Origin of the sequence: Fluviicola taffensis DSM 16823, assembly GCF_000194605.1 — a bacterium.
In the GTDB taxonomy this organism is placed as follows: Bacteria; Bacteroidota; Bacteroidia; order Flavobacteriales_D; family Crocinitomicaceae; genus Fluviicola; species Fluviicola taffensis.
Genome location: NC_015321.1, coordinates 615,019 through 633,595, shown reverse-complemented (window position 1 = coordinate 633,595; position 18,577 = coordinate 615,019). Strand labels below are relative to the sequence as shown.

Sequence of the window (18,577 nt, the reverse complement as noted above, 5' to 3'; positions counted from 1 at the left end):
GATTTCTATTTTTTAAATGAAGAGTGAAACAAATAAGTCCAGTAATTTGATCCCGATGAAAGGAATAATCACACCTCCTAATCCGTAAATAAGCAGGTTGCGACGTAAAATTGCACTTGCTCCGATTGGCTTATAGGCAACTCCTTTCAATGCCAGCGGAATTAATGCCGGGATGATGATCGCATTGAAAATCACCGCTGAAAGGATTGCACTTTCAGGACTGTGCAGGTGCATGATATTCAAGCCCTCCAAAGATGGAATGGCCGCAATAAACAAGGCAGGGACAATTGCAAAGTATTTTGCGATATCGTTTGCGATAGAGAAAGTTGTCAGTGTTCCGCGTGTCATCAGAAGTTGTTTCCCGATTTCAACGATCTCGATCAATTTTGTCGGATCGTTGTCCAGGTCCACCATGTTTCCGGCCTCTTTTGCTGCCTGCGTGCCGCTGTTCATTGCTACGCCCACGTCAGCTTGCGCCAATGCCGGAGCATCATTCGTACCGTCTCCCATCATGGCAACCAGCTTTCCGCTTTCCTGTTCTTTTTTGATGTACGCCATTTTATCTTCCGGTTTGGCTTCTGCAATGAAGTCATCCACATCCGCCTTTTCAGCAATAAATTTGGCTGTCAACGGATTATCTCCAGTTACCATCACTGTTTTAACTCCCATTTTGCGTAGTCTTTCAAAACGTTCCAAAATTCCTGGTTTAATGATATCCTGCAATTCGATCACTCCAACTACCTGATTGTTTTCACAGACAACCAATGGAGTTCCACCGTTACTTGAAATAGTCGTAACGTCTGTTACCGTTTCACTTGGGAAAGTATTTCCGGTGGATTCTACGATGTTGCGAATGGCATCAAAAGCTCCCTTACGGATGGTTGTTCCTTCCAGTTGAATTCCTGAACTGCGTGTTTCTGCTGTGAATTTGATAAACGTTGCTGCTGTTGCATTTTTGCGCAATGTCTCTACATCACAATTCAACTGCTGAGCAAGCTCTAAAATCGATTTTCCCTCTGGTGTTTCGTCCTTGAGAGATGATAAAACCGCACAGTTTATCAGGTGCTTTTCATCCTGACCATCGGATGGATAGAAGGCGGTTGCCTTTCGATTCCCGATTGTGATCGTTCCCGTTTTATCCAATAAAAGTACATCAATGTCTCCGGCAGTTTCTACTGCTTTTCCCGATTTGGTAATGACATTAGCGCGCAATGCACGGTCCATTCCTGCAATCCCGATGGCAGAAAGCAGTCCTCCAATAGTGGTTGGAATCAGGCAAACGAACAAGGAAATGAATGCCGCAATAGTAATCGGGGCATTTGCGTAATCTGCAAAAGGCTTTAAAGTAACACACACGATAATAAAGATGAGCGTGAACGCTGCCAAAAGAATGGTTAACGCAATTTCATTCGGTGTTTTCTGGCGGCTTGCACCTTCAACCAATGCAATCATTTTGTCCAGGAAGCTTTCACCTGGTTCGGTTGTCACCTGAACTTTGATTTTGTCAGATAGCACTTTTGTTCCACCGGTCACGCTGCTTTTATCACCACCCGCTTCCCGAATCACAGGAGCAGATTCACCAGTGATTGCACTTTCATCAATGGTTGCAATCCCTTCGATAATCTCCCCATCAGTAGGAATAATATCATCAGCTTCACAAACAAAGACATCTCCTTTTTTTAATTGAGAAGAGTTCACATTTCGGATTTCTCCGTTTTCCAACACCTGTTTTGCAGGAGTTTCTTCACGTGTTTTGCGCAAACTATCTGCCTGTGCTTTACCTCGGGCTTCTGCAAGGGCTTCTGCGAAATTGGCGAAAAGCAAAGTAGCGAGCAGAATTAGAAAGATGGTTATGTTGTAACCGAAACCACCTTGATTTCCAGCTCCGAAAAGAATGAAAATACAGACTACCAGCATCACCACTGTTCCGATTTCCACCGTGAACATGACCGGATTTTTCCACATGATCTGTGGTTTCAATTTAATGAAAGACTCTTTGAGGGCATCTTTAACAAGCTGCCGGTCAAATAAAGATATTTGTTGATTGCTCATGATTTCTAATGAATTTGACTGAAGTATTCAGCGAATGGTCCTAATGCAAGTGCGGGAAAAAAAGACAATGCTGCAATGATGAAAATCACCGCGAAGATCATGACCCCGAAAATTGGTGTGTCCGTTTGCAGTGTTCCTGCACTTTCGGGAATGTGTTTTTTACCGGCAAGTAACCCCGCTATCGCTAAAGGCCCGATGATTGGTAAATAACGGCTTAACAACATGACGATTCCGGTGGTCATGTTCCAAAATGGGTTATTATCTGCCAATCCCTCAAAACCACTTCCGTTATTGGCGGCACTCGAAGTATATTCATACAACATTTCCGAAAAGCCGTGATGTCCTGGATTATTTAACCAGCCGGAAGCTTTGCCATCATACCAATATCCCATTTGCGTATTGTGAGAAACAAAATAGGCTGAAAGTGCAGTTCCTGCCAGAATCAGTAAAGGATGAAGAATTGCAATGAAAGCTGCAATTTTCACTTCTCGGGCTTCCACTTTTTTACCCAGGAATTCAGGTGTTCGACCAACCATCAATCCGGAAAGGAAGACAGCAAGTATGATAAAGATGTAGAAGTTCAGGAATCCGACACCAACGCCTCCGTAGAACGAATTAGCCATCATTCCGAGCATTGCCATTCCGCCTGTGATCGGTGTAAAGCTGTCGTGCATGGCATTCACGGAACCATTTGAAGTAACGGTGGTCGTAATTCCCCAATAGGCAGATGCTTCTGCTCCAAAACGAACTTCTTTCCCTTCCATGCTTCCACTGGATTGATCAATTCCCATTTCAGTAATTGCCCGGTTTCCTTTTACTTCGTTAGTAATCGATGGTAGGAACAAAGCCAGGAATCCGACTGTCATTACTCCCATGATCATCCACGCCATTCGCTTTCGTTTGAGGTAATAACCCAAAGCAAAAACCATCGCGATTGGAATCAATACGATCAGGATGTTTTCGACCATGTTTGTGAGGTAAGTCGGGTTTTCCAAAGGATGTGCAGAGTTGACTCCAAAAAAGCCCCCGCCATTTGTTCCGGCTTGTTTAATGGCCACCATTGCAGCCGCCGGTCCGCGGGAAACAACTTGTTCATCTCCCTGAAGCGTAGTAAAGGTTTCTTTTCCTTCCCAGGTCATTGGCGTACCGCTTACAACCAAAATAATTGCAGCAACAAATGAAACCGGCAAGAGCACACGTGTACAGCTTTTTATAAAGTAATTGTAGAAATTCCCCAGCTGGTCGCTTTGCCTGTTGCGCATGGCGTTGAAAACCATCGCACAGGCAGCCATTCCTGTTCCGGCTGTAACAAATTGCAGGAACATAATGCCACCAATTTGTGAGAGATAAGAAAGTCCGGTTTCGCCTGAATAATGCTGCAAGTTGCAATTTACCAGAAAGGAAATCGTGGTATTGAAAGCAAGATCGGGAGACATCGAAGGATTGTGGTCTGGATTCAGAGGCAACCAGCCTTGGTTCAATAACAGTAAAAAACAGATGAAGAACCAAACTAGGTTGATCCCAAGGAGCGCGTAAATGTGCTGTTCCCAGTTCATTTCACGGGTTCCGTCCAAACCGCTGATGCGAAAGAAAAAACGCTCAATCGGATTGAAAATCGGATCGAGTAAAGTCTTTTCCCCCAAGTAAACCTTTCCGATATACCTTCCCAAAGGAATAGCAATGGCAACAGTCAGGATGAACATAGCAATAACGCCAAATAATTCGGTATTCATGAGTTAGAATTTTTCAGGTTTGAGAAGCACGTAACCGAGGTAAATAAATACGGCTATCGCAAGAATAAATAGAGCTGTCATAATTATACGTTTTCAAAAAAATGAACGGCTTTGTAACAGAGCCAAAAGAGCAGGAGTGTTAATCCACCAAATAGTGTCGCTTCCATAAACATCCGTTTAAACTCCGAAAGCGTTTACCTGCTTTACGTACTCTTTCTCCAATAATTCCGGAAGGGGAATGTTCAAAGCAGCTCTGTTCATTTCCATGAAGCAGCTATAGGAAAATAAGAACCCATTGACCACCGCATTTTTCATTTCTGAGCTCCCGGTTCTCAACTGGTGTTCAGCGATTGCGAAGCAATCATTCACCCGTTTGAAATTCCCTTTCAACACATACTGTTTTGTCAATTCAGCCAAATGATTCATTCGTCTGTAGTTGTTTCTATTACGCATCATTGTTTAAAATTTTAATGCGCTATGCCAATTGCTGTTCCAATTAATGGCATACAGAAACAATGTGTTGATTTATAAGGGTTTTGGATAATGCCAAAAATTTGGAGCACAAAAAAAGCCTATCAAAATGATAGGCTCTTCTCAAAATGATAGCTCTTAAGTTGAAGTCCCCTTGCGGCCTTTGCTGCTCTGCGGTTAATTCCCACGGTTATATTGAACCGCAAAGAGTGTAAGAACGCAAAGTCCTAAAAACGCTCTTGAAGAAATGAGGACGTATTTTTAAAACCAGAAGAAATTATAACTTGTACTCCTCAATTTTCCGATATAACGTAGCAATACCGATTTCCAACAAACGTGCAGCTTCCGCTTTGTTTCCTTTTGCGTGGTTCAATACTTTCTGAATGTGCAATTTCTCCACGCTTGCCATTGAAAAAGCGGATAAGGTATTGTTTTTCTGTTCCTGAATAAATTGAATTTCAGGAGGAAGATCATCTATAGTCAATGTATTCATTTCTGCTAAAATAACAGCACGTTCTACGATATTTTTTAATTCCCGAATATTTCCAGGCCAGGAATACAAACTTAATTTTTCAAGGAAACCCTCGTCAATTCCCAAAGTCTTCCGATTCGATTTTGCCGAGAATTGCTCTACAAAGTGCTTGGTTAATGGTTTGATGTCTTTCACACGACTGTTTAACGACGGCAGTTCAACCTGGAAAACATTCAATCTGAAATACAAATCGGAACGAAAATGCTGCTCCTCTGATTCTTTTTTTAGATCTCTATTTGTTGCAGCGATCAACCTGAAATTGGAATGGCTTGGTTTTGTGTCACCGATTTTCAGGTATTCGGAAGTTTCCAAAAGTCGTAAAAGTTTTGCCTGCAGTTCCAAGGGCATTTCACCGATTTCATCCAGGAAAAGAGTTCCGCCGTTGGCTTCTTCGATTAATCCTTTTTGATCCTTAATTGCTCCCGTAAATGATCCTTGCTTGTGGCCGAATAGTTCACTTTCGAGAATCTCCTTGCTAAATGCGCTGCAATTGAGTGCTACAAAACTGTTGTTTGATCGACCGCTTGCAAAGTGAATGGCTTCAGCAAAGACTTCTTTTCCAGTTCCAGTTTCACCAGTAAGCAACACCGTAGCATCTGTGGTAGAAACTTTTCGTGCGAGTTCGATTGCTTTCAATATAGAAGGCGAATTTCCGATGATGGAATCGAATGTATATTTTTTGCCTACGCGTTTTTCCAAATCACGCACTCGTTTTCTGAGCTCCACTTTTTCAAATGCACGTGAAAGCAAAGGAATAATTTTGTCGTTGTCATTTCCTTTGACAATGTAATCGAATGCTCCATCTTTCATGGCTTGCACACTATCAGAAATATTTCCGAAGGCAGTGAGCAAAATGATTTCCACATCCGGAAAGCGTTCTTTGATTTTTGGCACCAGATCTATGCCGTTTCCGTCTGGCAATTTTACATCACACAAAATCACATTGATTGCCTTTTGAGCCAATTTCTTTAGTCCCGATTCACAGTCACCAGCTTCAAATACTTCATAACCTTCGGATCGAATAATCCGGGCAAGTAATGAACGATGTTTTTCTTCGTCGTCTATAATGAGAAGCTGCTTCAATGGATGTTTTTTGTGTTGTAAAACTACAACGAATTCAGGAATAATTCTATCAAACAACCTGAAGCATTTTAATTACCCTAGTGGAGCAGAGCAAAAATACAGACACCCAGCAAATTCCTCGTATTCCTTTCTATATAACGAAACCGCTGAACTCTTGTATTGTGAGGTTTATTTTGGGTAATGACGAACTTATATAACACAACAAAGTAAGAATATTTGTATTAACAACAAGTCCTTATATTCAGTGGTAATCTTTTGAAGATAGAAAGACCAAGTCGTTCGGAAGCTATGAACCTTGAACATACAGGTGCGTTGATTTAGAGTGATTTAAAGTCTGATCAAATTCAAAGTTTACTTAGTGCCTTAAATAAAATGGTTGTAATTTGAAATCACAAAAGTTATAATCAAAAATTAAAAGAGAGATGGCTATGAAGAAAATTGGAACAATTATGATTGGGTTATTGGTAGTAACCACGTTTTTGAGTGCATGTAAGAAAGAAGAAGTAGTTGGTCCGACTGGTCCGGCGGGAGCGGATGGAAATGCGAATGTTAAAAGTGTTACATTTTCATCAGTAGCAGCGGATTGGACAGGTGACGGAGCAGCTGGATACTCGATCACTATAAATAGTTCTATTATTACTGCTGATATCGTTGCGAGTGGTGCGGTATTGTGTTATATGGATATCTCCGGAACAACTTATGCACTTCCGTACTCTTATTTGTATAATGGTTATACAAGACACATGTTATATACCTATGAAACAGGATCTGTAACTGTGAACAGGAGAGATGATGACGGAGCAACTACGAATCCCGGATCTTCCATGGCAAAAATCAAAGTAGTAGCAATTTCATCTTCTGGATCAATACAAAATCCAAATGTAGATTTATCAAATTATGAGGAGGTAAAGAAAGCATTTGATTTATAATCCAAAACAAACCGAATAAAAAAACGAGGATGAAGTCATCCTCGTTTTTTTATTGAAATTTTTACACTTATGAGTTCATACTATTCTTTTCTAAACGGTAAGTTTAGAAAAGAATAGAGTTTATTAAATGCTCTAGTTTTGTTCCTTTTACAAAGTGCGTGATAAAATGTTTCTAAAAAAATATTGGATCATCCCAACCTGTGAGATAATTCATTTCAATTATATTTTATTTCAAGATCAATTTCGCGAGATTACCACGTTTTTGTTGAAAACTCCACTTTTAGTCGTGATTTGAATAAGATAAACTCCATTCGGTATTTCACTAAAATCAATTTGTTTATATTTTACATCAATAGGTGTGTTTATCTTTTTTCCTTCAGAATTCATCACCGTTATGGCACTTACACTTTCTTCTGTCAGAATATTGACAATACTTTTCGCTGGATTTGGGTAAATACTCACCGAATTTTCTGGTAAGGAGCAACTTTTGAAGTAAACAATATCATGAATTGTTGTTTCACCATCATAATCGGTTTGGGATAAGCGATAATACATTTCCTTGCGTGGGTTTGAATGATCGGTCCATGTGTAATTCGTCAGCATAGTTGTGGTTCCAGTACCCGCAACAGTTGCAATGGTATTCCAATCGGTTGCATCAAAACTGCTTTCAATGGTGAAAAAGTCATTTTGAAACTCACTTTCAGTGCTCCAACGCAGAACTGCTTGTTCGTCCTCACAATGAGCAGCAAAAGTCAGAAGTTCTACTGGCAGCGGATTTGTTGCAGTTATGGAGGCAAGAGTGAATGGTCCGAATCCAGTAACCGCTGCTGAAGAAATCACAGTCCCAGCAGTAGTTGTCCCAGTTGTCCCACCATTTCCTTTATCTGTCCATTGGGTTCCATCCCATCGCGCTACGCGCAAGTCGGAAAGGGTAGTGATACCACAACTGCGTGTGTCCCAACTTAATGTCACTGATACGTTAGAAGAACCTGTGACGCGATCAAGCATCCAATATTCACAGTCTGACACATGATGAAGTGAAGGTTCAACGCTTGAAGTATTGTAAAGCGGATTAGCAGATATCTGAAAATATTCCGCTTTAAATTGGTCTGTTCCAGCTGCAGGTGCAGTAATGGCAATTGGTGCGTAAACTACATTTTTTCCTACAGGAAAGACAAAGGCTGTATTTCCAGTTTTAACCATCGGGCCAGAAACGAAACTGGTATTACTAACTGAAGCGACACTTGATGTATTTGTCATCGTCAGTATATTCGCAGTCGTTGTATTCAGATAACCGTCCGAAAAAGTCAATGTTCCGCGTACATTCAATGCTTGTGCAAGTGTAATACCCGTTGCGTCAGTGTTATTCAACCGCAGATTGTTTAACGTTGTTACAACGCTGCCACTAACTGTTTGCAGGCTGGATCCTGCCAGCGTAACCAGCGTCCCTGAATCGGCAATCGCTCCATTGTTGGTCATGTCGCCATAAATGGTAACGTTTGCCCCTACGAATGTTCGGATATTGCCTGAATTTGTTAGTTGTGCTCGGATTTCCGCAGATCCGGCGAAAAAAACGAACCCTATAATAATGATCTTTTTCATAATTCGGCTTTTTATTCCATCGATAGGTTCATGGTCTGGACGGTCATATTTGTTGTAGATGACTGGTTTTCTACCCACACTTCAATGTAGTCATTTGGAGCCAGTGTTACCCGACAGGAAATTGTTAGAGATACCTGATCCGTACTGTTTACTACTTTGACATCTTGGCGCGATTCAGGGATAATCACCCCGTTCTTTGCTATATAGAATGAAAAATAACGGTTGGAGCTTGGTTGCGTGATGCTCAATGAACTTGAAATAAAAAATGAGCGTGTTTTGCTTCCAGTGTAAGTGAGTCGGTTACTGGTTGGGTGTGTTGCGCGGTAGAGACTCGCCGAAGCAGTTGTGCCCAAAACCTTTACAGGTGTATTCGCAAGTGCAAATGTTGTGGCTACAGGTGTGGTTAAGTACATATTTCCACCAGCAACGTCGTCTTTCTGTGTACTTATCCCACTTGTTTCAACCTCCCAGGCATTCGTAAATGTTCCTGTTACATAAGCTCCTGTACCAACGAACATGATCACTTTGGCTGATCCTGAATTAAGACTCGTAATACCACTAATATGAAGTGCTGTTGCTGAGTTTGTGGAAGTTGTCAATCGGTCGCCACCAAGTAACTGGATTACATTGAAAGTACCGATAAAACGTTCGTAAATATTAGAGTTAGAGACATCCCAAAGGGTATTGTTCATTACCACATTGTTGTCGTTCTGAAAAGTAATACCGTTGGTGTTCACGAAATAAGCCACAGTTGCAAAGAAAACTGTTCCACCAACTCCTGCAATCGTTCCGATACTATTGCAGCCCAAAAAGAAACAGTTCTGTACGATCATATTCTGAGCCGTTGCCAATGCATCAATGTTAAATACGCTTCCAGAAGAAGCCGTCATTGTAAGGAAGCGTAGGTTTCCGGTTTTATTACCTGTAAACATTGAACCCGCTCCAGTATAGACAAGTTTGTCATTCGCAGAGTCTTCCCCCTTTATACTGCAGCCATTCAAGTTTATGGAGTTCGTTAACGTAATTGTTCCATTGATCTCATATTCGACACCAGCCACAAGTGTTATAACGCCTGCCACTGGTGCAGGAAAGTCTGCCGCAGATCTTACACGCACATAGTTGTCACGAGCAGTACTTAGCAATACCCATCTTGTGGAATTCCAATAGTAGTATCCGTCAGGAAGTGTGCCACCATCACTGTAGACTATCGTGCCTTCCGCAATTGTAGCTGTCATTGGAGCAGTGCTTGTAAGGCTGTTGAGCGGAATTCTTGGAGGTAGAAAACCTTTGTTGGTACTCTCAAGTTCAAGCATGGAATTGGCATTAATCACATTGGGATTGTCCCCAATCTTCACCTGAGCTGTCACTTGGGTGATGTTAATAGCGATAATGGTTAAAAGGAATAATTTTTTCATAACTCTCTAACGTTTTAATTATAGAACATTTCACCTTTAACTAGGTGTCAAAGGGACTTTTACGCAGATTAGTTATAAGTGAAAGTGATTTTTGCGCAAGTTACGAAAGTGATTGTTAAAATCCAAACTTAACGAGGTCTTTTATACGATTGATAATACGGTAATATAGCCTGCTATTCATTTATCCCGCCTCCTGATCCTCTGGTCTGCCATCTATTGGCGGGTTCGTTTTTGCTTTATGAATTTCTTCAACCTGTTGCACAAACTCGGATACCTTCTGATCGGTGTAAACACCGTAAGCATCGGTGAGGGTTCCTTTTTCACCTGTGCTGGTTTCAATAACATATAGAATAGCGCTGTCTGAGGGGTCTGATTCTCCTTCAAAACGGTAAAAATTAATAATCTTTACTTCATCGGGGACAAAAATTTTATGTGTTTCCAGTGATTCCAATCCGTTTTTTAATGCTTTAAATTGAGTGATATAACCTTCTTGCGATAATTTTCGGGTAGTTGAGGACAATGTTTTCATCGAATCGTGATCACTTCCTTCTCCTTTATCTGGTCTGTCTTTGAATTCGTTTTTTGTTCTCATAGGTCAAAATTTAATGGATGAAATGTCTCATCGCTCGTTTTTGGCAAGTTGCCATATCTCTTAAATTTAAGACATTGGATCTCATGGAAAAAGCCTTGTGATAATCATTTAGGATTATTTGGCGACTGTATTTTCGAATTCTGCGCTTTGTTGTTGATATACCATTCAGCTCTTTTAACAAAAAATAGAATTTTCTTAGTCACAAATGTTTTACCTTCTGAATGTGAAATCGGGCATTTAATACATGTTGGAATAGTTCATTTTTTGAGCTTCGTTTTTTAGTATAAATCATTAGATAGAAGTACTTATGGAGATTGAAATAAACACAGGGCAATTAATAGGGATTTTACTGATGATTGTAGGTTTGAGTCTAAACACACTCATTTTCGCGTTTTCTTATTATAAGATTGTTGCGCATTTAAAAGAATTAAGTGATAAGAAAGAAGAAGAGGAAGGGGAAACCAAAAAAAGTTTCCCAGTAATTCGATTTATTTTTCGATTTAGAAAGATTCTTCAGGAAATTCAGGACAGCGAAACCAAGGAACGGTATGATTTGGTCATCTCCTTTTTAAAATGGATGTTGTTAGTTACAACAATTATGATCTTTGGCGGACTTATCTTGTTTTTGGTTGGTTTTTTCTTTTGAATACCTAAAAATAAACAATCACTCTTCTATTACTGAGTGTTTGTTTTGTTTCCAGAGAAATGCGAGGGAGGTATTATTCGTTCTTTTTGTACAACCTAAAATACCGCCAAGCTGCCACGCAACCTATTAAAGAAAAAAGAGCGAGCATCCAAAACACATGTTGATGTCCACTCGCGCCTTTTGAATTTTCTAATAGAAACCCCATCGCGGGTCCAGCAAAGATATCTGGAGTAAATCCAACGAGTGAAATTAATCCCACAGCAGTTCCGGTTAGTTTCAAAGGAATCTGACCTTTTTCCATGACGGCAAAATATAAACAACGAGCTGCATAGACACCGCTTGCTACAATCAAAATTGAGATTAAGAATAGAATAGTAGTAGATTCAGAAATCAAGCCGAATGCCAATAGAAGAGCTCCCAAAAATGTAATGATAAAACTCACGAATAATAATGCAGTAGTTTTCCAACGATCGGCTAATATGCCAATAAATACACCAATTATTGGACGAATGAATAATAAAAATGTGCCGATTTGTGCCGATTGAACTTGATTATATTGCATCACATCTTGTGCATATAACGAAAAGACATCCGTTATTTTGTAGCCTACATAAGCACATAAAATGATGATCATTAGTAGCCATACAGAAGGCAAACGCAATACTTGTTTGATTTGAGAAAAGGTTATTTGTTCTAGTTTTAGTTCTTGTTCTGTTTTGGGGTCCAATTTCATGAAAAACCAAACCAATATTCCAACAACAATCACAATTCCAGAAGAGATGAGAATTACCTGTTTGAATGCTATTTTACTTTCCTGAATTGTTGCATGGGAAATTTCTGAAGTAAGAAAAAATGAAAAAACAATAACTCCCATTGTTCCGAATAAAGCCCCAACCAAACCGCGACCACCATCCAGAAAACCAAATGCTTTCCCTTGTGAGGTAGCCCCTCCCCAAACGCGAGTAGCTTTTATCATTGGTGCCCAGAATAAGAAAATGGTCGTAAATCCCCAATAACCATAAAGGATTTTCAAGGCATTGAAACCTGGGAATGTTGCATAAATAAAGCCTCCTAGAGCGGTCATCCACAATGCTACTGCAATCAACTTTCGTGGAGGAAATTTATCAGCTAGCGGACCTCCAAAGAGATATGACAATAAAGCCACAATTCCATAGACAGCGAAACAGAGTCCTAATTCAATGTTATCTAAATCAAATGCTTCCAATACAATTGGACGAAAAACACGCGAAAGAACAAAGGGAAGAATGAATACGGATTCACCAGCTAGAATAAGTAGTACTAAAAAATACCAGGAAGCCTTTTTTGGATTCATTGTTCTTCGCAGTTTGAAATTTAAACATACACATAAAGATTTTGAGGAGATTAATATGAACGCTAAAATTAGATTATCTGGTTAAATAAAATCGCGAAGGAATACTCAATTTCCAACCTTCTAAAAATTCACCCGCAACTGCACCGTAATATCCGATTTTCTAGATCCTTTGATTTCTTCTGGACCAGAACTGATGATATTTTTGTTCGAATATAAAAATACTCCGTAGCGAACCCATAAGTCGCAATGTCTCAGGAAGGAAAAACGGATGAGTGCATAAGCTCTTGATCCTTGATAATAATAGGCAGGAATGGAAAATACGTACAAGGCATTGTTTTCAAAAGTGTAAATACGCGTATCGTAACTATCCGTTTCAAATAAGGCATAACGCAGTGTTACATCGAAAGGCAAGTTCTTGGGTTTGAATAGTAAATCTTGTGTGAAAATCCAACCATCTTCGGGTTTGTTGCTTTTTCGATTAATGGTTACATATTCCACTCTGCTTTTCAATGTGAAGCTTTCCAATACTTTGTAACTCATATTTAAGCGGTAATTATTTTGAACCACATTCTCTATCGGAGTAATTGTCCCGTCTGAATCTCTTGAATTCTTCTGACGAACTTGTTGTCTGAAACGCGCATACAATTCAAAGACTTTATTTGGCTTATAGGTCGGCTGAACTAAAAATTCATAGCCTTTTGAAGGCGCATCAACTTGGTATTTCAACCAGGGGAATTTAAAAAAGTCAATATAAGAACTCACCGACCATGCCGGGGCAAGTTTTACCTTGATTCCTGAAAATAAACCTGTTTCGTTTTGCGTATTGCTTCCTTCTGAAAAGCCATTGTTGTAGAATGAATAATATCCTTTGGAGTAATTGCGGTAAATAACAGAAATAGAAACGCTCGGATCTAAAATAGCCATAACGCCATGAAGTTGGGCAAATGATTTGGAGTGTGTGCTGTAGGAAACTTCCCCGAAAAAGTTGAAATTACGTAAAACAAAATTGTAATCTCCGCTAATTGCAGTGGTATTTTTTCCTCTAAACGCGAATAAATTGTAAGGAAGGGTGTCGCGTTGAAGCGGTTGATTGTATTGTTGATTTACAACAGCAATCCCAGCATTGAAACGGGTGGAGTTGTAGCTTAAATAGTTTCCGATTACTTGTTCGGAAAGTTTGTTTTTCTTCGCGATTTCTGTATTCGTTCTGTGTAAGCCAGATAAATCAATAGTTGTAACGAATTCTAAATCGTCTGTTAACGAATCGCTGATTCCCGATCCGTCAATTTTTTTGTTGCTGTAGAAAGTGAGTAAATTCCATTTTTTGTATCCAAGAACTGTCGCTCCACCTCGAAAAAATCGATTTTCATCTACGGAAGTGTAAGGACGTAATAAATTAGCAGCTTTTTTAGTTGAAAAAATATCTGCACTTTTTCCAAAAGCGTAACCACTCCAAGTATTTAAACCCTGACCAATTTGAATTTGGTAATCTCCTGCAGCAACCGCACGAATGTATTTCCCTCCTTTGTAAAAAGCATGAAAGGAATAATAATCGAATCCATTTTTTTGAGAGCCTTTAAAAAATTCTTCCCCTGGATCTTTTTCTGCCGTAAACCCTAAGCTGATATTCGTTCGATACGTGTATCTAAAACGAGTGTAATACCGATCTGGATTTCCATGATAGTAGCTGCTCGAGCTATTGAGAATTGAATCGGAAACAGGTGTATATCCTTTTTTTCGTTCAGGAGTTCGTTGATAACGGGTGAACCATTCGATTTTTCCGTTTTTGATAGCGTCTTTGAATGTAATATGGATATTATCCAGACGATCATCAACTTTTATAAAAGGTAAAACGAGGTAAATGGTATTCAAATCCCAATATTTCAAGGATTGAAGCTCATAAATACTGATGAATTTACCAAAGCGATCGATGTGTAAAAGTACATCTGTTATTTGAACTTCGGTTAAGAGTCCCAATGAACGTAACTCGTCAGGATTGGTATTGTTGATGTTAATCGGATTATCAAAAAAGTAATTCAACTGGTCAAAGATATTGGTCAAATCCAATTCTTCCGATTCCGATTGTTCGGCAATAAATTCAACCCGTTGTTGGATGATTTCACTGCGTTCTTGGGAGTAACTCCAGAAACCAAGGATGCTGAAAAATAGAAGGAGGAGTCTATTTTTTTGCATGTTCTTTGAATTGGTAGTTTAAGCCAAAATTGGGAGACCAACCGAGTGTTTGGTGGTATTTGGATCCCAAATCGATAGAAAATCCAGCTATTTTATATCCTAATCCGAATGCAAATTCCATGGGACCACTGTGAGCTCCCAATCGAATGTATAAAGCGTCAATAGGCTGATATTCAACTGCACCTTTGAAGGATATTTTAGTAATTACCTGTTTTTCAACTTCTGCAAAAATTGACACTTTTTTGGAAGGTTTGTACTGACATCCTGCACGTAAAACGGTTGCAAAACGATCGGATATTGGATTGATGCGTTGTCGTCCAATATTCATAACCGAAACTCCGGCACTCCATTTTTCCGAAATTTTCGCCAAAAGACCTGCTTCTATCGTTCCGCTAATTGTAGAACCATAATTTCCACCTAATCTCAGTGCTTGTACATTTCCCTGAACGCCAACTTGTAGGAAGTCTGTAAATTTCATACTATAACCCAATCCTGCTCTGGTATTTCGATATTGTTGGTAACCGAAAAATTGTGCTCCAGCCGAAATTACTCCAACTTTCAATGGAATGGCAAGGGCTAAAGCTTGCGTTTGTAATTCTTTAGTCAAAAATCGGGTTTCGTAATAAGTTCCAATCGAAATTGTTTTAATAGAAGCTGCAGCTCCCGGATTGTGATGATATGCCCACACATCATCTAAACAAACACTGGTATTTGCCAATGAAGCAGATCGAGAACCCACGGGATTCCACCCTTGACTCAACGTATGGATAGCGGAGCAAGTGAATAATAGCAGAAGTAGTGAAAGTCGAATCATGAATTACTTGGAGAATAGTCGTTTTTTTAGTGGTATTTTATCGAGAAAATAATCGTCTTCAGTAAGGAAAAACCAATTGTCTCCTCCATCCGAGGATAGAGCATAAAGTTCGTAAGAGCGGTTATTTTCTTCGATCGTTTTCCGTTCAATGGTATATTTCCGTTCCATCCAATTTCCGTCTGTTTTCATTTCACGATAAAGCAGGTTATCAAGTTCTGCACCCTCATTTTCAATATCTAATCCAAAATGATTTATAAAATTAGAATCTCCCAGAGCTGTATAGTACTTAACAGCGGATGGATGTGTTAACCCAGCGTATTCCAGTGTGTTATGGGTGTTGTATGACTTGATATATTTAGAAAGTTGTTTGCTCAGTCGATTCTCCTGTTCGCCAGTAAGCGTACAAGAAATAAGCAGTAAAAGTAGTATCAACAAACTGGATAATTTATACACCTGTTATCTGTATTTTTGTTCGTCACTAAAATTAAATTAATTTTGGTTAAAAATCTACTATGAATAAAATCTTTACATGTTTTGCGTTATTATTTAGCGCTTCTCTTGCATTTAGTCAACTCACCGATGAGACCATTTCTATTGGAGGGGTTACCAGAACTTACAAATTATACATTCCAGTAGGATTTAATGCTCAAACAGAAAATCCAGATATGATTATCATTATGCATGGATTGGGAGGTACAAATACCGATATGGTTGGTGCAGGGTTCAACAACATTGCGGATACAGCTCGTGTAATAACGGTTTATCCACAAGCATTGAATAACGGTTTTGGCGCAGCAGGATGGAATAACGGAACACTTTTAGGAAGTACGGCTGATGATATTAGTTTTATGCACGAATTAATCAACAAAGGATTAGCAGATTACAATGTGAATCCAGCGCGTGTATATGCAACTGGTTTCTCGATGGGTTCGATTATGTCGCACCACATGGCTTGTTTGATGAATAATCGAATTGCTGCAATTGGAGCAATGGCAGGAACAATGCCAACTTCAGATATTAATTCATGTGTTCCTTCCTATAAAACTCCTGTCATTCATTTACATGGAACAGCAGACGGAACAGTTCCTTATGATGGATCAGCTTTGCCTTCATTGAGTTTAGTTCCTGAAACAATTAATTTTTGGAGAGGTGTTCATGGATGTGATGCAACGGCAGATTCTACAAGACTTCCAGATGTAGCAAATGATGGTATTACGATTGATCGTTTTGTTTATGACAATTGTAATCCAACGGCATCTTTGGAGTTGTGGAGATTCAATGGAGCAGATCATGTCTATTTATATAAACCAGTGAATGATATTACTGAAATGATTGAAGTGTGGTTATTCTTGCGGAAATGGAATCATTCCAATCCAGCTACACTCGGTTTAGCTAAGAATACTGTTCCCGAATTTACGATTAGTCCAAACCCTTCCAATGGATTGATTAAGCTTATAGGAGGAAATGCAGGATTGGTAAAGGTTTTAGATTTGAAAGGGTCAGTGATTTTGGAGCAAACTATTTCTGCTGGAACAACTGAATTGGATTTAAGTACTGCAAAAAAAGGAGTGTATTTTATTCAAATGGGAGCAGCAGTTTCTCGTATTGTATTGGACTAAAGAAACTAGAAAATAATTTGGAATCCATTCGCTCTCGTGAGAAATCGAGACGGATGGATTTTTTAGTTGAAATAATTTGCAATCTCCTCTTCACTCATTTCCACGTAATTGAAGTTGAATGCAATCATATCCTGAATTCGAAGCTTTTCTGGAAATTGAATTGCTTGAATTGTTTCCGAATGAGGAATGCCATTCCGGATGGATATTTCAATAAATAAATCAGCACTTTCAATCTTATAAAAACGATTGAAGCCTTCTAGTTTTCTGTAAATAGGAAAAGTGTTTTGCATAGAGAAAGTTCATTGGTGGAAATAGTTTAAACTTTATAATAAAAGAAAAACCACCAGCCAATGACTGATGGTTTTTGTATTCGTTATTGAGTAAAGACTAGTTAACCTTAAAGATAACTCGTCTGTTCTTAGCTAATTTCAAATCCTCATCGTCTGATTCTTTTATTTCTGGACTTGGTTCTTCATTGCCTTTACTTTCAGATTTCAAGCGTGTAGCACTAATTCCTTTGGAAAGTAGATATTCTTTTACTGCTTGATTTCGTTTGGTATCCATATCAGCATAGAAATCTTTTTTCTCTGCCAATTTATCTTCTTCTTCGTTGTTCGACCCAATAACTGTAATTGACATCGTAGGATTTTCAGTCATTACTTTTGCAACGATATCCAAAGCTGCTTTCGCTTGTGGAGTAAGGAATGTTTTTCCAAATCCAAAATAAACTTCTTGTTTTTCGATACGATCTTTTGTAGACATTTTATCGTTATCAGCAACTTGTTTCATGTAAACTGTTGTAGATTGTTCATTTTTGTCTTTGTCATCTGTATAACATTTGCATTCACCATCTTTATCCAACATTGTTACAACAACTTCGTCGATGTAATAATACGCCGCAACGATTTGAGTGATTTTTGAATCTTTCGGTTTTTTATTTGTTTCGTATTTCGTGTCTTGATCAGAAGTGAAGTTTCCAATAGTCAAGAATTTTTCACCGCCTTCAGCTTTGTAAGAACCACATACTTTTTCCCAGTTATAAGTAGCGTTAAATACTTTGTTATCTGGGTGTTGAATTTGTGTCTGGTCAATTAAATGAACTTTTTGATCTGTTCCAAATGCTTTTTTCGAAATGTTAGCTCCAATTTGATTACAAGCATATTTGGAAGCTTCAGACATGGAAACGTAGAAAGAAATGCAATAAGTGACATCTTTTTTCAAAGGCGTTTTCAATTTTGCCATGATATAAGATCGAGGCATTTTATTACCATACGAAAAAGCTACAATTCCAGCGTAGTTTTCACCTTCTTTCGCTTGTTCTTTTCCGAACGCATTTTCAGGAACTCCAACATCCGGAAGTTTTGAGTCGCTCATAAAATAATCAGCTCTAGAACCAGTTGGAGATATCCATCCCGTTGCTAAATCAATTTGGCCTATTTTTTTTGGTTTCCCAGTACTTGATTCAAATCCGCCATTATCAACAAGATTATCTTCTTTTTGTGCAGAAGCAAAAAGTGGCAAGCCAATTAATGCGGTGAATGCAACAAGTTGTTTTAGTTTCAT

At 39.0% G+C, this 18,577-nt stretch carries 17 protein-coding genes; 3 read left to right on the top strand and 14 right to left on the bottom strand.

Features of this window, described 5'->3' with window-relative positions:
• Nucleotides 1-12 precede the first annotated feature (12 nt).
• The 5 genes from kdpB to FLUTA_RS02715 form a co-directional block, all read right to left on the bottom strand.
• Nucleotides 13-2,052: a potassium-transporting ATPase subunit KdpB gene (gene kdpB / locus FLUTA_RS02730; protein WP_013685324.1), complete on the bottom strand. Its 2,040-nt coding sequence runs from the start codon at nucleotides 2,050-2,052 to the stop codon at nucleotides 13-15.
• A gap of 5 nt (nucleotides 2,053-2,057) precedes the next feature.
• Nucleotides 2,058-3,785 carry a potassium-transporting ATPase subunit KdpA gene (gene kdpA, locus FLUTA_RS02725; protein ID WP_013685323.1) on the bottom strand — a complete coding sequence of 576 codons (1,728 nt, stop codon included), beginning with the start codon at nucleotides 3,783-3,785 and terminating at the stop codon, nucleotides 2,058-2,060.
• A gap of 3 nt (nucleotides 3,786-3,788) precedes the next feature.
• Nucleotides 3,789-3,866 (bottom strand): potassium-transporting ATPase subunit F, encoded by a 78-nt coding sequence (locus tag FLUTA_RS21110; RefSeq protein ID WP_071841688.1) that lies wholly within the window; start codon nucleotides 3,864-3,866, stop codon nucleotides 3,789-3,791.
• Nucleotides 3,867-3,962: 96 nt separating this feature from the next.
• Nucleotides 3,963-4,241 (bottom strand): DUF7674 family protein, encoded by a 279-nt coding sequence (locus FLUTA_RS02720; protein WP_013685322.1) that lies wholly within the window; start codon nucleotides 4,239-4,241, stop codon nucleotides 3,963-3,965.
• Between the two features lie 292 nt (nucleotides 4,242-4,533).
• The gene (locus tag FLUTA_RS02715; RefSeq protein WP_043024037.1) at nucleotides 4,534-5,871 is read right to left on the bottom strand and encodes a sigma-54-dependent transcriptional regulator; all 1,338 of its coding nucleotides are present in this window, start codon (nucleotides 5,869-5,871) and stop codon (nucleotides 4,534-4,536) included.
• A 422-nt stretch (nucleotides 5,872-6,293) separates the two neighbouring features.
• On the opposite strand from FLUTA_RS02715, the gene FLUTA_RS02710 reads away from it, so the two are divergent.
• Entirely contained in the window at nucleotides 6,294-6,800 is a 507-nt protein-coding gene (locus FLUTA_RS02710; RefSeq protein WP_013685320.1) for a hypothetical protein, read from the top strand.
• 237 nt (nucleotides 6,801-7,037) lie between these two features.
• Here FLUTA_RS02710 and FLUTA_RS02705 read toward each other — a convergent pair whose 3' ends face one another.
• The 3 genes from FLUTA_RS02705 to FLUTA_RS02695 all read right to left on the bottom strand — a co-directional run bounded on the left by FLUTA_RS02705 (nucleotide 7,038) and on the right by FLUTA_RS02695 (nucleotide 10,409).
• A complete protein-coding gene (locus tag FLUTA_RS02705) occupies nucleotides 7,038-8,402 on the bottom strand; it encodes a T9SS type A sorting domain-containing protein (protein WP_013685319.1) in 1,365 nt (454 codons plus the stop codon).
• Nucleotides 8,403-8,413: 11 nt separating this feature from the next.
• Complete coding sequence (locus tag FLUTA_RS02700) at nucleotides 8,414-9,817, bottom strand: hypothetical protein (protein ID WP_013685318.1); 1,404 nt, start codon at nucleotides 9,815-9,817, stop codon at nucleotides 8,414-8,416.
• A 181-nt stretch (nucleotides 9,818-9,998) separates the two neighbouring features.
• Nucleotides 9,999-10,409: a hypothetical protein gene (locus tag FLUTA_RS02695; protein ID WP_013685317.1), complete on the bottom strand. Its 411-nt coding sequence runs from the start codon at nucleotides 10,407-10,409 to the stop codon at nucleotides 9,999-10,001.
• A gap of 307 nt (nucleotides 10,410-10,716) precedes the next feature.
• Between FLUTA_RS02695 and FLUTA_RS02690 the strand changes: the two genes are divergently transcribed.
• On the top strand, nucleotides 10,717-11,055 hold the full coding sequence (locus FLUTA_RS02690) for a hypothetical protein (RefSeq protein WP_013685316.1): 339 nt from the start codon (nucleotides 10,717-10,719) through the stop codon (nucleotides 11,053-11,055).
• Between the two features lie 73 nt (nucleotides 11,056-11,128).
• On the opposite strand, the gene FLUTA_RS02685 is transcribed toward FLUTA_RS02690, so the two are convergent.
• From FLUTA_RS02685 to FLUTA_RS02670, 4 genes are all read right to left on the bottom strand, one after another.
• Nucleotides 11,129-12,388: an MFS transporter gene (locus tag FLUTA_RS02685; RefSeq protein WP_013685315.1), complete on the bottom strand. Its 1,260-nt coding sequence runs from the start codon at nucleotides 12,386-12,388 to the stop codon at nucleotides 11,129-11,131.
• 120 nt (nucleotides 12,389-12,508) lie between these two features.
• Entirely contained in the window at nucleotides 12,509-14,581 is a 2,073-nt protein-coding gene (locus tag FLUTA_RS02680; protein ID WP_013685314.1) for a hypothetical protein, read from the bottom strand.
• Complete coding sequence (locus tag FLUTA_RS02675; protein ID WP_013685313.1) at nucleotides 14,568-15,395, bottom strand: PorV/PorQ family protein; 828 nt, start codon at nucleotides 15,393-15,395, stop codon at nucleotides 14,568-14,570. The genes FLUTA_RS02680 and FLUTA_RS02675 overlap by 14 nt, the downstream gene beginning before the upstream one ends.
• 3 nt (nucleotides 15,396-15,398) lie before the next feature.
• Entirely contained in the window at nucleotides 15,399-15,830 is a 432-nt protein-coding gene (locus tag FLUTA_RS02670; protein ID WP_148235381.1) for a hypothetical protein, read from the bottom strand.
• Between the two features lie 77 nt (nucleotides 15,831-15,907).
• Here FLUTA_RS02670 and FLUTA_RS02665 point away from each other — a divergent pair, with 77 nt between their 5' ends.
• Nucleotides 15,908-17,014 (top strand): T9SS type A sorting domain-containing protein, encoded by a 1,107-nt coding sequence (locus tag FLUTA_RS02665; RefSeq protein ID WP_013685311.1) that lies wholly within the window; start codon nucleotides 15,908-15,910, stop codon nucleotides 17,012-17,014.
• A gap of 62 nt (nucleotides 17,015-17,076) precedes the next feature.
• Here the strand turns inward: FLUTA_RS02665 and FLUTA_RS02660 are convergent, their stop codons facing one another.
• Both FLUTA_RS02660 and FLUTA_RS02655 read right to left on the bottom strand, forming a co-directional pair.
• Entirely contained in the window at nucleotides 17,077-17,304 is a 228-nt protein-coding gene (locus FLUTA_RS02660; RefSeq protein ID WP_013685310.1) for a hypothetical protein, read from the bottom strand.
• Between the two features lie 97 nt (nucleotides 17,305-17,401).
• A complete protein-coding gene (locus tag FLUTA_RS02655) occupies nucleotides 17,402-18,577 on the bottom strand; it encodes an OmpA family protein (RefSeq protein ID WP_169312052.1) in 1,176 nt (391 codons plus the stop codon).

Coding starts and splice junctions, on each gene's coding strand:
- FLUTA_RS02720 (WP_013685322.1), bottom strand. CDS start 4,241: ATGATGCGTAATAGAAACAACTACAGACGAATGAATCATTTGGCTGAA.
- kdpA (WP_013685323.1), bottom strand. CDS start 3,785: ATGAATACCGAATTATTTGGCGTTATTGCTATGTTCATCCTGACTGTT.
- FLUTA_RS02660 (WP_013685310.1), bottom strand. CDS start 17,304: ATGCAAAACACTTTTCCTATTTACAGAAAACTAGAAGGCTTCAATCGT.
- FLUTA_RS02690 (WP_013685316.1), top strand. CDS start 10,717: ATGGAGATTGAAATAAACACAGGGCAATTAATAGGGATTTTACTGATG.
- FLUTA_RS02675 (WP_013685313.1), bottom strand. CDS start 15,395: ATGATTCGACTTTCACTACTTCTGCTATTATTCACTTGCTCCGCTATC.
- FLUTA_RS02705 (WP_013685319.1), bottom strand. CDS start 8,402: ATGAAAAAGATCATTATTATAGGGTTCGTTTTTTTCGCCGGATCTGCG.
- FLUTA_RS02665 (WP_013685311.1), top strand. CDS start 15,908: ATGAATAAAATCTTTACATGTTTTGCGTTATTATTTAGCGCTTCTCTT.
- FLUTA_RS21110 (WP_071841688.1), bottom strand. CDS start 3,866: ATGACAGCTCTATTTATTCTTGCGATAGCCGTATTTATTTACCTCGGT.
- FLUTA_RS02655 (WP_169312052.1), bottom strand. CDS start 18,577: ATGAAACTAAAACAACTTGTTGCATTCACCGCATTAATTGGCTTGCCA.
- FLUTA_RS02710 (WP_013685320.1), top strand. CDS start 6,294: ATGGCTATGAAGAAAATTGGAACAATTATGATTGGGTTATTGGTAGTA.
- FLUTA_RS02700 (WP_013685318.1), bottom strand. CDS start 9,817: ATGAAAAAATTATTCCTTTTAACCATTATCGCTATTAACATCACCCAA.
- FLUTA_RS02695 (WP_013685317.1), bottom strand. CDS start 10,409: ATGAGAACAAAAAACGAATTCAAAGACAGACCAGATAAAGGAGAAGGA.
- FLUTA_RS02685 (WP_013685315.1), bottom strand. CDS start 12,388: ATGAATCCAAAAAAGGCTTCCTGGTATTTTTTAGTACTACTTATTCTA.
- FLUTA_RS02680 (WP_013685314.1), bottom strand. CDS start 14,581: ATGCAAAAAAATAGACTCCTCCTTCTATTTTTCAGCATCCTTGGTTTC.
- kdpB (WP_013685324.1), bottom strand. CDS start 2,052: ATGAGCAATCAACAAATATCTTTATTTGACCGGCAGCTTGTTAAAGAT.